Source organism: Alkalicoccus chagannorensis DSM 18086 (assembly GCF_000429725.1).
Taxonomy (GTDB): domain Bacteria; phylum Bacillota; class Bacilli; order Bacillales; family Salisediminibacteriaceae; genus Alkalicoccus; species Alkalicoccus chagannorensis.
Window position 1 is genome coordinate 77,433 of record NZ_AUCK01000006.1, and the last position, 15,447, is coordinate 92,879.

Sequence of the window (15,447 nt, forward strand, 5' to 3'; positions counted from 1 at the left end):
CTAGGTTTCTGCCGGACCAGCGGCAGGGACGAAGAACGGCCAGCTTGACGCTTACCATAGAAAACAGATAATCTTTTGTCCCACTTCATCGCAGAGAGGGAGACGGCGGCTTCGTTCCCTGCGCTTACGACAAGAAGCGCGGGCTTCTATTGCAAGTCGGCGTATGTCATTTCGACCTATGGGCACCACTTCCATGCGAACTCCGCGCAAAGGGGGCCAGCTGAAAACAACCCTCTACAGCGTCTTTGCGGTGTGATGTTTCTTTCGGCTTAAACATATCTATTATTATCCATTATCTCCACTAAAAGTCTTTTTTACTTAGAAAAAACGGCCTTTCGTTGTGAAAAAGGAGGATCCTGCATTCTTTCTTCCTTGTCATCGAAACATGTCGCAGTGGCAAGGTGTTCTTTTGAGACGCCTGTTGAAAAAGAAAGCTGGAAGACCTCCCTGGGGTTCTTAGGGGGAAGCTGAAAGCTTTCTCCATGTCAGGCAAAGAAAGAAAAACCGCAGCCGCTGCACTCAATACATATTTTCCTAATAAATGGGTAATCAACAGACGTGGTTCCATATGAAAAATCCCGCCGGTCAATCCGACGGGATAGAGATTTCTGATGGAAAACGAGCAGCAGCCTTGTCACTCGTCCTCGTGCTCATTGCTCGGCTCCTTGACGCAGTCGGGCGATGACTTCCTCCATGAAGATGAAGAAAATAGTACGGGTTTTTTCAAACGGCTGCAGCGTTGGTTCCTGTGGAAAGGAGGAGAGTTGGAAAATGTAGTCGGCGCTGGAGTCCCGTGTGTTGATCGGCTCCTCCAGGATGAACATCACCTGGCCGCCGCGGCGGTGCACCTGCTGGATCAGCGGCTCAAAGGAGGTGAAAGTCCCGGTGACCGAAAAGATGATCAGCAGCATGCCATCTCCGGCAAGCTGGCCGGCGTAGTCTTCGTGGTGCGTGACGAGAATGTTCTGATCCGTCACGGTGCGCAGCTTGTAACTGAAGTATTCCGCAGCAAGGTGGGAGGGCCCGAGGCCGAAGAGCATCACTTTCGGAAAGCGGCGGAAGACCTCGACGAAGTCCGCTGCCGGCTTGGCATCGTAGTGCTCCAAATACTGCAGCAGCCGGCGGACTTCGCTGGAAGGTGCGGTGCGCGGTGTTTCTTCGGAGCCGCTGAAATAGCGCTTATACTGTTTGAATCCATCAAAACCGAGCTTGCGGACGAGCTTGGAAATTTTGGATGGAGAGACGCTGCAGAATTCGGCCGCCCGGACAATCGTCAAGGCATTCTCCTCGTCGAGTGCGGCCATCAGCTGTTCATGCACCTGTTTTTCCAGCTTCGTCAAATGATCGGTTCTAAGCGTCAGCATCGGCTTCCTCCCCCTTCGCATCTACCTTCCAGTATACGTCGTGCACCACTTCAGCGAAAGAGCGCATGGGCCTTCTCCAGAAGGGGATCGGTATAGGAGCGGGCGTGCCGGACCACCTGCTCGTTCATCTCCGTGTAGAACTGATGGCGCTCGTGATTCGGGTGAAACACCGCCTCTGTCGTGATCATCTGATCCTGGGCGTCGTGGAAGGTGTCATAGAGGCCCAGGTAGACAGAAGCACTGATCGCTGATCCGAGGCAGGCGCTGCTTTTCGCTTTCCGCCGGCTGGCGGGCAGGCCGAACACATCGGCGAGAATCTGCATCATCACTTCACTCCGGGCACCGCCGCCGGCGATGACGAGCGCTTCGAGACGGCCGCCGCTTTCCTCGAGCAGCGCATCGAGGTTGTTTTTCATATCAAACGCAATCGCTTCGAGAATCGAGCGGTACATGTGCCCCGCTGTATGGCGTTCATCAAAGCCGATCATCATGCCCCGGCGGTACGGCAGGGCAGGGGAGGCGAGCCAGTCGAGGACGGTGATGAGGCCGCCGCTTCCTGCAGGGACAGCTTCTGCCCGCCGGTTCAGCACATCCTCTTCCGACTCATCGTCGCGGGCTCCGGCCGTCAGTTCGGCTCCGAGCAGCTGTTTGAACCAGCTGACCGTCCACATGCCGCGGCGGATGCCGTTGGACTCGTATACGTAGCGGAATGGTTCTGCTGCGAGCGTTGGGAAGAACTGCGAAGCTCCGGAGAAATCCTCTTTCCGGTACACCATGGCTGAAATGAAAGTGCCGAGCGAGATCATCGCTGTCGTTTCCTTGCTGACGCCGCTGCCGAGCACTTCCACGGCTTTATCGTTCGCGGTAGCGACGACGGGAAGATTCTGTGGAAGGCCGAACTGCTCGGCAAGCTCGGGCTTCAGCGTGCCGAGCGCTTCTCCCGGCTGGACGAGATCGAACAGCATGTTCCGCGTCACGCCGTTGTCTTTGAGCACCTGCGCTTCATTACTCCAGTTCATCGTCCGGCGGTCGAGCGGCCAGTTTACTTCGTAGTTGGCATACGTATCCTTTTTCTCCCCGGTGAGGCGGAGGCCGAGGTACCCGGAAGTGCTCGTGACGTAGGCGACCCGGTCGTCTTCGTGCCGGTACGGGGCAGCGAGGCGCTCGTCCATCCAGCTGAGCACGGGCTGTGCCAGCGATCCGTCCGCCTGCAGCAGTACCCGGCAGCTCCGGATCGTGCACAGTCCGATGGCGGCAATCGCCTCCCGGTCTCCGGTGAAATCCTCCAGACATGCTGCGACGGCCTGCTGCAGACTGTCCCACAGATCCTCCTCCGGGTGCACGACCATGCCCGGTTCCGGCGTCAGCGGTGTCCGGAGCTGGCAGGAGCCCGACGCATATTCCCGTCCCTGCGTATCAAAAAGGACCACCTTCGTGCTCTGCGATCCATTATCGATTCCCATGATATAGGTCATCGTGTATCCATCCTTTCTATCCAGCCGGCGTGCGGCAGGGTGCCGTCCTGTTTGAGACAGGTTTGGGGTGTCTCCCTGTCGAAGGAGACACCCCGCTGCTGTATTAGTCGCGGATATATTTCTTGATTTCTGCTTCCTGCGGGAAGATGGTGCCGTGGTTCATCGTTCCTTTTGGATCGAAGACCTGCTTCAGCCCTTCCAGCATATAATAGGCAGAGCCGTGCTCGTCCTTCGTCCACTCGGAGCGGTATTTGCCGATACCGTGATGGTGGCACATCGAGCCGCCTGCTTTCAACGTTTCCTCGATGATGATCTCATGGATCGGATGGTGGTACGTGAGCAGCTCATCCTCTGGAGCACAGTTGATTTCATAGTTATAGACGAAGTACATGTTCGTCCCGTTCAGGTAGCTGTGGGACGAGTGACCGCCGAGCATCGTCAAATCATCATAGCGGTCGAATTCTTTTTCGATCCGCGCCATCACGTTGTGATAAATGCGGCTGATGCTTTCCCAGTCGCCGGACACTTCGGTCGTAAAGCCGTCGTGCGTATTGTTTTCCGCCATGTCGCGGAACTCTTTTTCGATACGGCTCTGATCCCAGTTCAGGTTGTTGAACCACGTTTCGATGAGTGAGGAGTCCACTTGTTCCACGATGCTCGACTGGAACTTCTCCACGGCTTCTTCGACGGCTGCGTTCGTTGCCTCGACGATCCCTTTGGGCCCTTCGTTCATGAAGATCAGCACGCACTGTTCCTTGTAAAAGTGGCTGAAGTGCTGACGCGCATCCTGCGGAGAGTACAGTCTGGCGACGGACGGCTTGTAGCCGTTCACCATTACTTCGCGGAGGACTTTCAACCCGTCGTCGACATTATCGACAAGGTACCCGTAGAAGGAATGGTTTTCCGGATAAAATTTGAATATCTTCACGGTCACTTCCGTAATGTAGCAGAGGGCGCCTTCATTCCCGATGGCGATATGCCGGATATCCGGACCACCGGAACGGCGCGGCACATTTTTAATACGGGAGATGTGGCCGTCTGGAAATACGCATTCGAGGCCGACGACCATGTCTTCGATCGCGCCGTAGAACGTCGAGAACTGGCCGATGCTCCGGGTGGAGACGAGCCCGCCCATTTGGGCTACCGGCTTCGACTGCGGGGAGTGGCCGGTTGTGTACCCGAGCTCGCGGAGCTTGTCTTCCAATATCTGCAGCGGGACCCCTGCCTGGACGGTCGCCTGCATGTTGTACGTGTCAATCTTCACAATGTCATCCATCTTCGAGCCGTCGATGACGAGCGTGTGGTCTTTCCAGTTTTCGAGGCCGCCTTCTGTGGCCGTTTTTCCGCTCCGGGGAATGACGTTGATGTTGTTGTCGTTACAGTAGGCGAGCAGCTCGGCCGTTTCCTCCGCCGACGTCGGGTAGACGATGGCGGTCGGCGCGGGTACATCGAGGACATTTTTCACTTTCGCATATTTTTTGTAGCGGTCGGCAGAGGCATCATACAGCTCCTCCTGATCGGTCGTCACCTGCTCGGGCCGGAGGATTTTTTTAAGGTCGTTCAGTGTATCGGTCGTCATAGCATACGCTCCTTTGTAGAAAAGTTATCGGACAAGGTAACCGCCGTCGACGGTAACAATCGTTCCATTGACGTAGTTCGAGGCATCGGAGGCCAGGTAGACGACGGTCCCCATCAAATCGAGGATCTGACCCCAGCGCGCAGCTGGAATGTGGTCGAGAATCCGGTCGTTGGCAGCCGGATCCTCCCGGGTTGCTTTCGTGACATCGGTCGCAAAGTAGCCGGGGGCGATGCCGTTGACTTGAATGTTGAATTCGGCGAGTTCATCGCAGTACGCCTTCGTGAAGCCGGCAAGGCCGTGCTTGGTCGCTGCGTACGCAGGGGACCAGCGTCCGCCGAGGAAGGAAAAGAGGGAGCACGTGTTGATGATCTTCCCGCTCCGCTTTTCGATCATATGTTTCGCTGCTTCACTGGCCAGTTCAAACGGGGCGGTCAGATTCACCGAGACCATCTTATCCCACTGCAGGCGGGTGTACTTCGTGACGTCTTTTTCATTCAGGTTGATGCCGGCGTTATTCATGAGAATATCAAGCTGTCCGAAGACGTCGAGGCATTCATCGACGACGGCGCGGCAGACGCCGTCTTTCGTAATATCGGCGGTCATGACGTGGCAGCGGACGCCTTCTGCTTCAATCAATTGTTTCGTCCGGTCTTCGTCCTCATCGAGAGAAACGATGAAGATGTCCGCTCCGGCTTTCGCCAGCGCCAGGGCGAATCCCTGGCCGAGTCCGGAACTGCCTCCGGTGACGACAGCCGTCTTCCCATCGAGTCGGAAGAACCCCATGTGGAAGCTCGTAATTTCCTGTTCGAATGAATCCAATCGTGTTCCTCCTCTCCAGTCGCTATTCAGCAACATCGTAATATGAACCCGGAAAGAAAACAAGCGAAATGCAGAAATTTTTCTTTTTTATTGCTATTTTTGCGACTTCATAAGAAAATTTTCTTCTGAAGGTACGAGAGCAGCTTACAATTTCCACACGTCGGTGTTGGTGGAAGAAACAGCAAGTGCGCCTCCGCCGAGCGCGGCAACGACGTCTTCTTTATCGCAGACAAGACCGCTTGCCAGAATGGGGATATCGGTTTTTTCCTTTACCCAGCCGATGGTTTTCGCCATCACGCCGGGGCAGATTTCGATGAAGTCCGGTTCGGAATGTAAAATTTGTTTATCAATGCTGTGGTAGGACATGGAATCCATCAAAAAGAAGCGGTGGATTGTGATGAATCCGTATTTTCGTGCCTGCTTGACCATCTGGGCTTTCGTGCTGATAATGCCGTCCGCGTCGGTCATCGCCTCCAGGTATTCGAGGACGATTTCTTTGGAGGAGGTGCCTTCCATCAGATCAACATGGACGAACGCATACTTGCCGGCTGCTTTGATCCGGCTTACATAATCCGAGACGCTCATCAATGAGGAACGCAGGATAAACACCGCCTCACAGTCCGAAGCAAGCGCCTGCTCGAGGGCCTTTTCGTCTTTGATCCCGGCAATGACGGGACTGGTTTCTACTTTCTCCATAAATCGGTCCAGGCTCATTCTTTTTTCCTCCTCTAATCGTGGGTGCGCTCTCATTGTAGCCGTACAAGCGAGATAACTCAAGGTAGGTGATACCCAGACGGGCTGTATCCGGAGAGAAGCGTGATTATTCCGATTTATGCCCTCTATACGGATTTTACTTCCAGACGCGAATGACCTATGATGAAGAATAGTTACTAGAGTAGAGAGGAAAGTAACACTAACCTGGGCTTAGTGTGTTTTTCCTCTCTATTTTTGTGTCTTTTCATTTAAATACGCACTTGTCCTCGAGTCGAGCCAGGCAGAGGGCAGGGTGACTGCACGTCATGGGAGAAAGGAGTGAGGTGTATGATGGATTTTTTAGACTATCTCGGCCGTAACTATGCCGATATTTTTGCGCACACGATAGAACATATGCAGCTGCTCGGCGTCAGTTTGACCATCGCAGTGCTGATCGGCGTGCCGCTCGGGATTTACTTAACGACGAACGAACAGCTCGCTTCGACGGTGCTGCAGGCTGCTTCGATTATCTTGACTATTCCAAGCATTGCGCTGTTTGGCGTGATGATTCCGATCCTCTCTACGATCGGTCAGGGAATCGGGTTTCTGCCGGCAGTAATTGCGCTGATTCTCTACTCGCAGCTGCCGATCATCCGCAACACGTATACGGCGATCAACAATGTCGATCCGAACATCCGCGATGCGGCGAAAGGGATCGGAATGACGACGCTGCAGCGGCTGTGGAAAGTCGAGATTCCAAACGGGATGCCGCTCATTATGGCCGGCGTCCGGACGGCAACCGTGCTGAGTATTGGTATCGGGGCCATCGCCGCCTTTATCGGCTCCGGCGGACTCGGGGTGCTGATTGATATGGGCATCTCCCGTGGGAACCAGAACATGGTCCTGGCCGGCGCGATTGCGATTTCGATCTTAGCGATTGCGGCCGATTTCGGATTGAAGAAGATACAAGTGAAGTTCTCACCAAAAGGGATTTAACGACGCAGGAGGAGTGCCATGATTGAGTTTACGAACGTATCCAAAACATATCCAGGCGGAGTCAAGGCGATCGATGATGTGTCCCTGACGATCGAGCACGGGGAATTCGTCGTCCTTCTCGGGCCTTCCGGGTGCGGGAAAACGACGCTGCTGCGGATGGTCAATCAGCTGGAAGACATCACCGAAGGCAGTATTGCCGTGGAAGGCAAGAACATTCATGATCTGAATAAAATCGACATGCGCCGGGAAATCGGCTACGTCATTCAGAGCAATGGCCTGTTTCCGAACATGACGATTGAAGAGAACGTCATGGTCGTACCGAACCTGCTCGGCTGGTCCAAAGAAAAGAGAGCCGAGCGTTTCGACTACTTGATGGATTTAATCGGGATGCCGCCGGAGAACTACCGCGGCAGCTTTCCGCATGAACTGTCCGGCGGGCAGCAGCAGCGGATTGGTGTCGCACGCGCGCTTGCAGCGGATCCACCGGTGATGCTGATGGACGAACCGTTCGGAGCGCTCGACCCGATTATCCGAAGCCGGATTCAAGAAGAGTTCATGGATATTCAGAAGAAGCTGAAGAAGACGATTCTCTTCGTCAGCCATGATATTGATGAAGCGATCAAACTCGCGGATAAAATCGTGCTGCTCAAAGATGGAGAGATTCAGCAGTTTGATCGGCCGGCTGAGCTGTTGAACCGTCCGGTGAACGACTTCGTCTCTGAATTTGTCGGCGAAGACAGCGTGCTAAAGAGCCTCAACCTTTATCAAGTGAAGGACCTGCAGGCGACACTCGATCTGCCGGCGGTGGAAGGAAGCCCGGACGGCAAAGTATTTCACCCGCATGATTCGCTTCGTCATGTACTGGCCCACCTGCTGCACCCTTCCCGGCAGTACGTGTATGTGGAAGGGGAAGACGGCACGACGAACGGGCCAGTGAGCGTGGAGCATATTGAAGCTTTCGTGCGGGAGATAACCGCGTGAAGAAAGGGGGATGACCAGTGAATACAAAAGCGTTCATAGCCTGGGTGGTGAAAATCACGTTCTGGGTACTGATTGCCGCCTTCTTCTGGTGGACCATCAGCAACAACTTGTTTTCCCAGCTGCTGGAGAACCCGGATCAGTTTCTCGGGCTGCTCGGCCGGCACCTGCAGATCGTGCTCATTTCCTCATCCATGGCGCTAGCTACCGCCATTCCAGCCGGCATCCTGCTCACGCGTCCGAAATTCCGTAAATATGAGTGGATTGTCGTTAATACAGCGAACCTCGGGCAGACGATTCCGAGTCTTGCGATTCTGGCGCTGGCGATGGGCTTTTTCGGTATCGGCATCCAGGCAGCGATTTTCGCGCTGTACGTCTATTCGCTCCTGCCGATTCTGCAGAATACGATCGCCGGACTGAAATCTGTCGATCCGGCAGCCAAAGATGCTGCGACAGGGATGGGGATGACACCGGCACAGATTTTATTCAAAATCGAGCTGCCGATGGCGGCAAGCTCGATGATCGCCGGGATCCGGACCGCCATCGTGCTGAATATCGGTACGACGGCGCTCGCCTATCTGATCGGCGGGGGCGGACTCGGGGTCTGGATCTTTACCGGCATCCAGCTCTTCGATAATACGTACTTGATCTCCGGTGCCGTGCCAGTGACCCTGCTTGCGATAACGGCGGACCAGTTCTTCCGCTTCCTGCAGCTGTTCCTGGTACCGAAAGGCATAAGAAAAGCACAGAAAGCAGCCGCAGCCGCGGCGTAACTTACAGGGAGGATGATGAAGATGAAAAAGAAAATGATGGGACTATCTGCAGTACTAGGTGGAGCCGTGATGCTGTCCGCATGCGGCGGAGAAGACCGCGAAGTGACAGTCGGTGCGAAGAACTTCACCGAGCAGTTCATTCTGGCAAAAATGGCAGAAATCATGCTGGAAGACAACGATTTTGAAGTCGATATGGTCGATAACATGGGCTCTACCGCACTGCGCCAAGCGCTCGAATCCGGTGAGGTGGAAGTGACGTGGGAATATACCGGTACCGGTCTGATCACGTACAACGATGAAGAGCCGATCGCGGATGGCGATGAGGCGTTTGAAGCGATCAGTGAGATTGATGCCGAGCAGGGCATCACCTGGACGAACATGTCGGACATCGATAATACCTACACGCTGATGATGACGCAGGAAGACGGCGAAGAGTTCGGCATCGAATCGATTTCCGATCTGGCTGAGCACGTCAATGACAACCCGGAAGAAATGACCTTCGCTACGGATGCGGAGTTCGGCAACCGGGACGACGGACTTCCGGGTGTCGAAGAGCTCTACGGCTTTGAATTCGGCAGCGGACAGGTTAGTGAAATGACGTACGGGCTGAACTACGAAGCGCTGGCCGACGGCGAAGTAGACTCTGCGATGGGCCATGCGACAGACAGCCGGATTGAAGAGTACGACCTCTTCAACCTCGAAGATGACCAGCAGTTCTTCCCGTCCTACCATGCGGCGGTCTCGATGAGTACTGAAGTGTATGAAGAGTATCCGGAAATCGAAGACATTCTCGAACCGCTTTCCCAGGAGCTGACGACCGAGACGATGATGGAGCTGAACTATCAAGTGGATATCGAAGATGAGAGCGTCGATGAAGTAGCGAGAACCTACCTGGAAGAGAATGGGTTCCTCGACGAATAACCAATAGAGAAGCTTCCTTTTAGGACAATAGACACCCGCGCATCCTCTCCTTCCCGCCGTGGAAGGAGAGGATGTTGTGTTAGCATCGATATATCGATGGAGGGACGTCGAGGGGAGCACCGCTCCAGCCTGCTTGCTGCAGGAGCTTGAAAGGCTTCCGGTAATAGCGGCAGCAGGCACATCCCCTGCTTCTGCCAGTTCTTCCGTGTTATACTATAGGGAGAATGTTCCGGGAGGGATAGCATGCATACGGAGTTCCTGTTGCAGCGGCTGTTTCTGTCTTCCGAAACAGAAGCCGCCGCCGATGCGACAGACGTACAGCCGGATGATATCGTGGACCTCCGCGCCGAAGCGGAGGCCCCGGTCCCCGGAGCAGAGGCGATACACGGCGTCCATTCCTTTGCGCTGATCAATGGTGGGCCGACGGATCCGGCTGAAGTTCGTCGGGCGGCCCGTTTTATTCTCGGGCAGCTGAAGGAAGACAAGCGCGTACTGCTGCACTGAAAAGGCGGGAAGAGCCGCACCGGGAGTGTGGCCGCCGCCGTTCTTTTGGAAGCGGAAGCCGTGGCTTCGGTCCTTGAAGCACAGCAGGCGGTCCTTTCTGCGCGGGAAACCGCGGTGATACAGGAAGAGGCGCTGGCTGTGCTGCGGGACATGTATGAGAGAGAAAACCACTAGTAGGAGGCACCATCTATGTTAAGCGAAAAATTAACCAAAGCGTTGAACGATCAAATGAACTACGAATTTTATTCTGCCCACGTCTACCTGGCGACAGCGGCATACTGCTCCGGGGAGAGCCTCGACGGCTTCGCCAATTTTTATCTGGTGCAGGCGGAGGAAGAGCGTTTCCATGCAATGAAGTTCTACAACTTCATTAATGATATGGGAGAGCGCGCGGTGATTCAGGGAATGCCGGAACCGAGCAACACGTTCGACACCGTGCTTCAGACATTCGAGGACTCTTTCGATCACGAGCGTGAAGTGACAAGACGAATTTATGATCTGGCCGATCTGGCGCTGGACGAGCGGGAGCACGCTGTCATGACGTTCCTCAACTGGTTCATCGATGAGCAGGTGGAAGAAGAAGCTTCCTTTGATACGCTGATCCAGCGGATTAAACGAATGAAATCAGACAGCCACGCCCTCGAGATGCTCGACCTGGAACTTGCCAAGCATACGTTCAACCCAGAAGCAGAATAATGCTGAAGCACTCCGTGAACCGCGGGGTGCTTTTTTTCGGTTCTAAATAAATGTTGGGGAGAAGATTCATTTCTGTGACGTTTTTCATTCGTTTGCGGCGCACGCTTGCCAAGGGGCTTGTCCTCCACTATTCCTTCGTTCATACGGCTCAGGCGAACAGGCTGCATATCGATGCATACCTGCACGATCTGCTGGAAACCCTGCCGAAGCGCGGCTCCAGCCTCCGAAAGATAGACGAAATGCATAAGCAGTACACTTCATAGAACGAGTCGAAAGAGCTAAATTATGAAACACCTATCCAAGCAGTATGACGGAAGTCCATTCATTGTGTAAAACTGCTGAATGCAGAATAATGCGAAAAATATCATGTTAAAATGATGTAACTAAAGCCGTATATAGATGGCTTAGATTATATACGATGTAAGACTATTGGGAAAGCCATCATCGTCTTCCATCGCGGAAAGTGCCGTAACGTCAGTGCTCAGGCAGATCGAACGTGAGGAAGAGGCGCCGTGCATGACAAGGACGGCGCCGGGCGTACAGTCAGTTCCGCTGGGGGGCGGATCAGAAAAAGGAGGGGAAGGCATGGCAATGCCGGTTCACGAAGTACAAGAGGGATGGAAAAAGAGAGCAGAAGAGGGGGAGCATGGTCTGGGGAGGCTGCCGGCTGCTGCATGCATCACGGCAGACCGGCTTGATCTCGTGCTGAAAATCAACTATATCGACTACCGGGAGAAGGGGTACGATCTGCCCTTTTTTCAGCGGATCTACCGGAACCATCTGCAGCTGGTAAAAGGAATACCCGATAGCGGTATAGAGAGCGAGCTGCACCATTTTCATGCCATCATTGAAGGTATGCGGGAGAACGGCTGGCCGGTGGCGGCAGAGCCCCTCTGTCTGAGCCGGAGCGGTGCGGTACTGGGGGATGGCTATGAAGCAGCAGCAGCTGCCTATTTCGGCTTGACGGTACCGGTGCAGCGGACGGAGGAGCAGGGGCCGGTGTATGATGCGGCTTTTTTTCGTCGCCATCAAGTAGAGGAAGCGGACCTCGATTTTCTCCTTACCGAATACTGCCGGAAGAAGCCCGGCACCTATTTTGCCTGTAACTGGCCGCGGGCTTCGGGTATCCGCAACGAAAACATAGAAGCAGTCATGGCACAGACATGCAGCATCGTCTACAAACAGGAAGTCTGGTTAAACTACCGGGCGGTCAAACACCTCATGACCCAGATCTACCCGCACGCGGATTGGATTGGGAGTCTGGAGGACCGGTATGCAGGGATCCAGCCGAAGGTCGACTCCTGCCATGATCCGGATCGGCCGCTGACCATCTATATCCTCGAAGGAGCCGAGCTGGAAGAAATCGTTCAGATGAAGGCAGACATCCGGACCTTGTTTCCGATGGGCAACGACTGTATTCATATTACAGACAACCAGCAGGAGACGGTGCAGCTCGCCGACCTCGTGCTGAATCGGACGTCGCTGCGGTTCCTTAACGATGGGCTGCCGTATGCATCAATCTCTTTCAATCAAGAGGTCCGACGGCTGAAAGAAAGGCTGCTCGCGGAAAACATTCCACTGGAGGAGTGCGTGGTCCGCTCCAGCGGTACCCTGCGCCTCTATGGCATCCAAACGGTGCAGGAAACCCCGCTTGCTGTGGAGAGGTTAACAGAGCAGACGGAGGCGGTGCATTGGCTTGATCCATCCTGCTACTTCGTTTATCAGGACATGAAATTCGCCGCGCTGGACATCCTGAAAGCCGAATGGCAGGAGGCCGGATACCGTCGGCAGGCCCGGACCGCCGACCGGCTGCTGCAAGGGAAACCGCCGCTGCGGGTGAAGCTCCAAAAGCAGAAGCCTTATACAGACAGATGGATCCGGACCAGCATGGCCGCGGCCTGGCAGGGAAGTGTGGCCGCGATAAAGAAAACCGGCATCCATCGTCCGTTAAAGAGCGTCTACCGCCGGCTGAAAGCATAGTCGGCCTGTCTGTTCGATCTACGTGCGTATTCCTCAGAAACGGCGACAGGAAATCGAACGCCGGGTTCAAAACGTGCCGCATACGTAAACACGCTTCCGATGATCCTGCATGGATCGTCGGAAGCGTTTTGTATGTAGACAGCCATTGCGGGACTGAGGGCGGTGCAATGGGAAGCCGGATCCGGGTTACGATGGATGCGGCTCGTGTTGGCATGCGCTCCTTCGGGGAGAAGGAATATCAGCACGTGGCCCGGAAGGAAGACAGGGGCGAGCGCAGCATCCTTTTCAGCTCAGGGAGAGGGTCATGATGTCTTCGTCGAAGTCGGGGTCGCGTTCGCCGGTGAAGTGGAAGCCGTGTTTTTCGTAGAAGCGGCGGGCCCGGGTGTTGTCGGGGTGGATGCTCAGGATGATGGTGTCTGCAGGCCAGTGCTGCTGGATGCCTGTGACTGCGGTTTGAAGGAGTGGGCCGGCGAGGCCGCGGCCCTGGAAGCGGACGTCGATCATGAAGCGGTCGAGCCACACTTCTTTTTTAGTTTCTTCCCAGGCACCGGCCATGACGAAGCCGGCTGGGGTATCATCGAGATAGAGGCCGAAGCAGTGCCAGTCGAATTCGGGTTCCCACCAGGCTTCGAGCATGGAGAGAGCGTTGTTTTCGATGAGGGTTTCCTGGGAGCTGGCGACGGTGAGGGCCGCGATGCTGCGGAAGTTATGTCGGTCGACGGGGTACATAGAGAGCTTCATGCGATCATCCTTTCCGGGGGTTCTGCCTGCTATGATACAGAAATTTCAGGGGAAGTGTTACTTTTTGCATGAAGGTGCGTCTAAGGGTTAGAACAGCAGAGAGGAGGGAGTCCGGTGTCGTCATTTGAACAAATGTACCGTGAGGAGAGTGATGCGGTCTATTCCTACATCCGAATGCTGGTGCGGGATCATCCGCTGGCAGAGGATTTAACGCAGGAAACGTTCGTGAAAGCCTACCGCTCGCTGGAGCATCGGCGCGGAGACAGTGCGGTGCGGACGTGGCTGATTGCGATTGCAAGAAACACGACGATTGATTATATGCGCCGCCGAAAGCCATGGCAGTATGTGAAGCTGGAGGCGGGCCTGCAGGTGAGCGGAAGCGGGAGCAATCCAGAGGAGCGGGCCGTGGCTTCGGAGCGGCTCGAGGAAGTGGAGCAGGACATCCAGCGGCTCAAGCGTCCCCAGCGCGAATGTCTGCTGCTGCGGCGGGTGTATGGATTCTCCGTGAAAGAGACAGCCGACGTTCTCGGCTGGAAAGAAGGCAGAGTGAAGGTGACGCTGCAGCGGGCGGTACGCCAGCTGGAGGAGTACGGATACACCCGGGAGGAGGAGAGCGATCATGAAACATCGTGAACCATGGAAGCACCTGCAGCAGCTGCCAAGAGACCCGAAAGCAAAAGAAGCGACGTGGAAAAAGATCGAAGCGAGGCTGGGAGAGCCGGAACAGCGGAGACGACCGACGTTCTGGATCGCCGCGGCAGGAGCGGCAGCCACGCTCATTCTCGCCGTCCTGCTGATGGGTCAGTTTCCATCTACCGAACAGCAGGCGACCCTGGTGGAGATGGATCATGTTGATGATGTGGACCACGTCGCCTGGGAAGAGGGAGCGGGAGACGGTTCAGATTACCTTCTGGAGCGCTATACGGAATTTACGAGGTCCAGTGACGATACGGAGGTAATGGAGCGGTTGTTGCTGCCGTTGATAGAAGAAGCCGATCCAATTACTGATGACGTTTCCTTCGAACCGGACATGCACCTGCTGGCGGCGGAAGCGGAGCAGGAAGGGACGTTGATCTATCTGGATCTTTCTTCAGAGGCGAACTATGCTTCCCTTGCTGATTCCAACGAGGTTTTTGAGCTTCCGGATGGATACGGTACCGAAGTGAAACAGCTGTATGAGTTTCGGGCGGACCTCGAACCGGATTCGGCCTCCATTGTATTGTTTGAGGATAGAGATTCGGTCTTTTTGGCCCAGGAGCGGGCAGAACTCCCCGTCCCGGCTGGAGATGCACTGAGAGATCTCCATCACCATCTAATGACCACAGAAGCAGCATGGATGGACGCAGAGGAAGCGGAACTTCCTGAAGAGGCAGAGGAGGCAATGCTGAGAATAGAAATGGCATCTATGAATTATCAGTATGATGTCGCCTGGACCGGGGAAACGTTCGTCATCGAGCTCTCCGACGGAACCTTGCTCGAGTATAAGGATGAGCACGTGATGCGCTCCTGGCAGCAAGTAAAAGAGGCGACCGGGCACATGGAATGACGATTGTACGCATGAAATATCGCAGAATCGGGTATATCATGGAGACAGTGAATGGACTGAAAGGAGACGTCTCATGAAACTATCTGCATTTGCGAAATTTCTCTCCGGAGGCTATGAAGCGCTGCTGGCGCTCCCGTTCATCGGTGGCAGTATCGTCGTTTTCAGCGGCTATTCCGCCCTCGGGATTGCGTTGACGCTGCACATTGTGACGCTGTTGATCGCCTTGACGTTCCGCACCGGCAAGCTGCCGAGTGTCTTCGGTATTGTCACCTCGCTGCTCGCCTGGATTCCGGTGGTCGGCTGGTTCCTCCACGCCATCGCCGCCGTGCTGCTGCTGATCAGTGCCGGACGCGATGCCGCAGGGGAATAAACAAGCAGGACA

The 15,447-nt window shown here is 55.1% G+C and carries 16 protein-coding genes; 10 read left to right on the forward strand and 6 right to left on the reverse strand.

The window, feature by feature from the left end; genetic code table 11:
• Window positions 1-650: 650 nt before the first annotated feature.
• From G477_RS0104970 to G477_RS0104990, 5 genes are all read right to left on the reverse strand, one after another.
• Window positions 651-1,364 (reverse strand): MurR/RpiR family transcriptional regulator, encoded by a 714-nt coding sequence (locus G477_RS0104970; RefSeq protein WP_026697010.1) that lies wholly within the window; start codon window positions 1,362-1,364, stop codon window positions 651-653.
• Window positions 1,365-1,414: 50 nt separating this feature from the next.
• Entirely contained in the window at window positions 1,415-2,839 is a 1,425-nt protein-coding gene (locus G477_RS0104975) for an FGGY-family carbohydrate kinase (RefSeq protein ID WP_035211252.1), read from the reverse strand.
• A gap of 103 nt (window positions 2,840-2,942) precedes the next feature.
• Complete coding sequence (locus tag G477_RS0104980) at window positions 2,943-4,418, reverse strand: FAD-binding oxidoreductase (protein ID WP_026697012.1); 1,476 nt, start codon at window positions 4,416-4,418, stop codon at window positions 2,943-2,945.
• A 24-nt stretch (window positions 4,419-4,442) separates the two neighbouring features.
• Complete coding sequence (locus G477_RS0104985) at window positions 4,443-5,237, reverse strand: SDR family oxidoreductase (protein ID WP_026697013.1); 795 nt, start codon at window positions 5,235-5,237, stop codon at window positions 4,443-4,445.
• Window positions 5,238-5,381: 144 nt separating this feature from the next.
• On the reverse strand, window positions 5,382-5,951 hold the full coding sequence (locus tag G477_RS0104990; protein WP_026697014.1) for a glycerol-3-phosphate responsive antiterminator: 570 nt from the start codon (window positions 5,949-5,951) through the stop codon (window positions 5,382-5,384).
• 330 nt (window positions 5,952-6,281) lie between these two features.
• Between G477_RS0104990 and G477_RS0104995 the strand changes: the two genes are divergently transcribed.
• The 7 genes from G477_RS0104995 (at window position 6,282) to G477_RS0105035 (ending at window position 12,778) form a co-directional block, all read left to right on the forward strand.
• On the forward strand, window positions 6,282-6,926 hold the full coding sequence (locus G477_RS0104995; RefSeq protein WP_026697015.1) for an ABC transporter permease: 645 nt from the start codon (window positions 6,282-6,284) through the stop codon (window positions 6,924-6,926).
• Between the two features lie 18 nt (window positions 6,927-6,944).
• Complete coding sequence (locus G477_RS0105000) at window positions 6,945-7,907, forward strand: ABC transporter ATP-binding protein (RefSeq protein WP_026697016.1); 963 nt, start codon at window positions 6,945-6,947, stop codon at window positions 7,905-7,907.
• 17 nt (window positions 7,908-7,924) lie between these two features.
• Complete coding sequence (locus G477_RS0105005; RefSeq protein ID WP_026697017.1) at window positions 7,925-8,677, forward strand: ABC transporter permease; 753 nt, start codon at window positions 7,925-7,927, stop codon at window positions 8,675-8,677.
• A 21-nt stretch (window positions 8,678-8,698) separates the two neighbouring features.
• Window positions 8,699-9,598: an ABC transporter substrate-binding protein gene (locus tag G477_RS0105010; RefSeq protein WP_026697018.1), complete on the forward strand. Its 900-nt coding sequence runs from the start codon at window positions 8,699-8,701 to the stop codon at window positions 9,596-9,598.
• A 243-nt stretch (window positions 9,599-9,841) separates the two neighbouring features.
• A complete protein-coding gene (locus G477_RS0105015; RefSeq protein WP_026697019.1) occupies window positions 9,842-10,102 on the forward strand; it encodes a protein-tyrosine phosphatase family protein in 261 nt (86 codons plus the stop codon).
• A 189-nt stretch (window positions 10,103-10,291) separates the two neighbouring features.
• Entirely contained in the window at window positions 10,292-10,798 is a 507-nt protein-coding gene (locus G477_RS0105025; RefSeq protein WP_026697020.1) for a ferritin, read from the forward strand.
• A gap of 585 nt (window positions 10,799-11,383) precedes the next feature.
• Window positions 11,384-12,778, forward strand: a complete 1,395-nt coding sequence (locus tag G477_RS0105035) for a hypothetical protein (protein ID WP_026697022.1) — start codon at window positions 11,384-11,386, stop codon at window positions 12,776-12,778.
• A 285-nt stretch (window positions 12,779-13,063) separates the two neighbouring features.
• Here the strand turns inward: G477_RS0105035 and G477_RS0105040 are convergent, their stop codons facing one another.
• A complete protein-coding gene (locus G477_RS0105040) occupies window positions 13,064-13,519 on the reverse strand; it encodes a GNAT family N-acetyltransferase (RefSeq protein WP_026697023.1) in 456 nt (151 codons plus the stop codon).
• Between the two features lie 114 nt (window positions 13,520-13,633).
• On the opposite strand from G477_RS0105040, the gene G477_RS0105045 reads away from it, so the two are divergent.
• The 3 genes from G477_RS0105045 to G477_RS0105060 all read left to right on the forward strand — a co-directional run bounded on the left by G477_RS0105045 (window position 13,634) and on the right by G477_RS0105060 (window position 15,435).
• A complete protein-coding gene (locus G477_RS0105045; RefSeq protein WP_026697024.1) occupies window positions 13,634-14,152 on the forward strand; it encodes an RNA polymerase sigma factor in 519 nt (172 codons plus the stop codon).
• Window positions 14,139-15,065, forward strand: a complete 927-nt coding sequence (locus G477_RS0105050) for a hypothetical protein (RefSeq protein WP_026697025.1) — start codon at window positions 14,139-14,141, stop codon at window positions 15,063-15,065. Before G477_RS0105045 ends, G477_RS0105050 begins: the two co-directional genes overlap by 14 nt.
• A gap of 73 nt (window positions 15,066-15,138) precedes the next feature.
• The gene (locus G477_RS0105060) at window positions 15,139-15,435 is read left to right on the forward strand and encodes a hypothetical protein (protein ID WP_026697026.1); all 297 of its coding nucleotides are present in this window, start codon (window positions 15,139-15,141) and stop codon (window positions 15,433-15,435) included.
• Window positions 15,436-15,447 lie beyond the last annotated feature (12 nt).

Excerpts from the sequence above, each read along its gene's own strand:
- G477_RS0105010 (WP_026697018.1), top strand. The coding sequence starts at position 8,699 with ATGAAAAAGAAAATGATGGGACTATCTGCAGTACTAGGTGGAGCCGTG.
- G477_RS0105040 (WP_026697023.1), bottom strand. The coding sequence starts at position 13,519 with ATGAAGCTCTCTATGTACCCCGTCGACCGACATAACTTCCGCAGCATC.
- G477_RS0105050 (WP_026697025.1), top strand. The coding sequence starts at position 14,139 with ATGAAACATCGTGAACCATGGAAGCACCTGCAGCAGCTGCCAAGAGAC.
- G477_RS0105060 (WP_026697026.1), top strand. The coding sequence starts at position 15,139 with ATGAAACTATCTGCATTTGCGAAATTTCTCTCCGGAGGCTATGAAGCG.
- G477_RS0104975 (WP_035211252.1), bottom strand. The coding sequence starts at position 2,839 with ATGACCTATATCATGGGAATCGATAATGGATCGCAGAGCACGAAGGTG.
- G477_RS0104990 (WP_026697014.1), bottom strand. The coding sequence starts at position 5,951 with ATGAGCCTGGACCGATTTATGGAGAAAGTAGAAACCAGTCCCGTCATT.
- G477_RS0104970 (WP_026697010.1), bottom strand. The coding sequence starts at position 1,364 with ATGCTGACGCTTAGAACCGATCATTTGACGAAGCTGGAAAAACAGGTG.
- G477_RS0104980 (WP_026697012.1), bottom strand. The coding sequence starts at position 4,418 with ATGACGACCGATACACTGAACGACCTTAAAAAAATCCTCCGGCCCGAG.
- G477_RS0105035 (WP_026697022.1), top strand. The coding sequence starts at position 11,384 with ATGGCAATGCCGGTTCACGAAGTACAAGAGGGATGGAAAAAGAGAGCA.
- G477_RS0104995 (WP_026697015.1), top strand. The coding sequence starts at position 6,282 with ATGGATTTTTTAGACTATCTCGGCCGTAACTATGCCGATATTTTTGCG.
- G477_RS0105025 (WP_026697020.1), top strand. The coding sequence starts at position 10,292 with ATGTTAAGCGAAAAATTAACCAAAGCGTTGAACGATCAAATGAACTAC.
- G477_RS0105015 (WP_026697019.1), top strand. The coding sequence starts at position 9,842 with ATGCATACGGAGTTCCTGTTGCAGCGGCTGTTTCTGTCTTCCGAAACA.
- G477_RS0105000 (WP_026697016.1), top strand. The coding sequence starts at position 6,945 with ATGATTGAGTTTACGAACGTATCCAAAACATATCCAGGCGGAGTCAAG.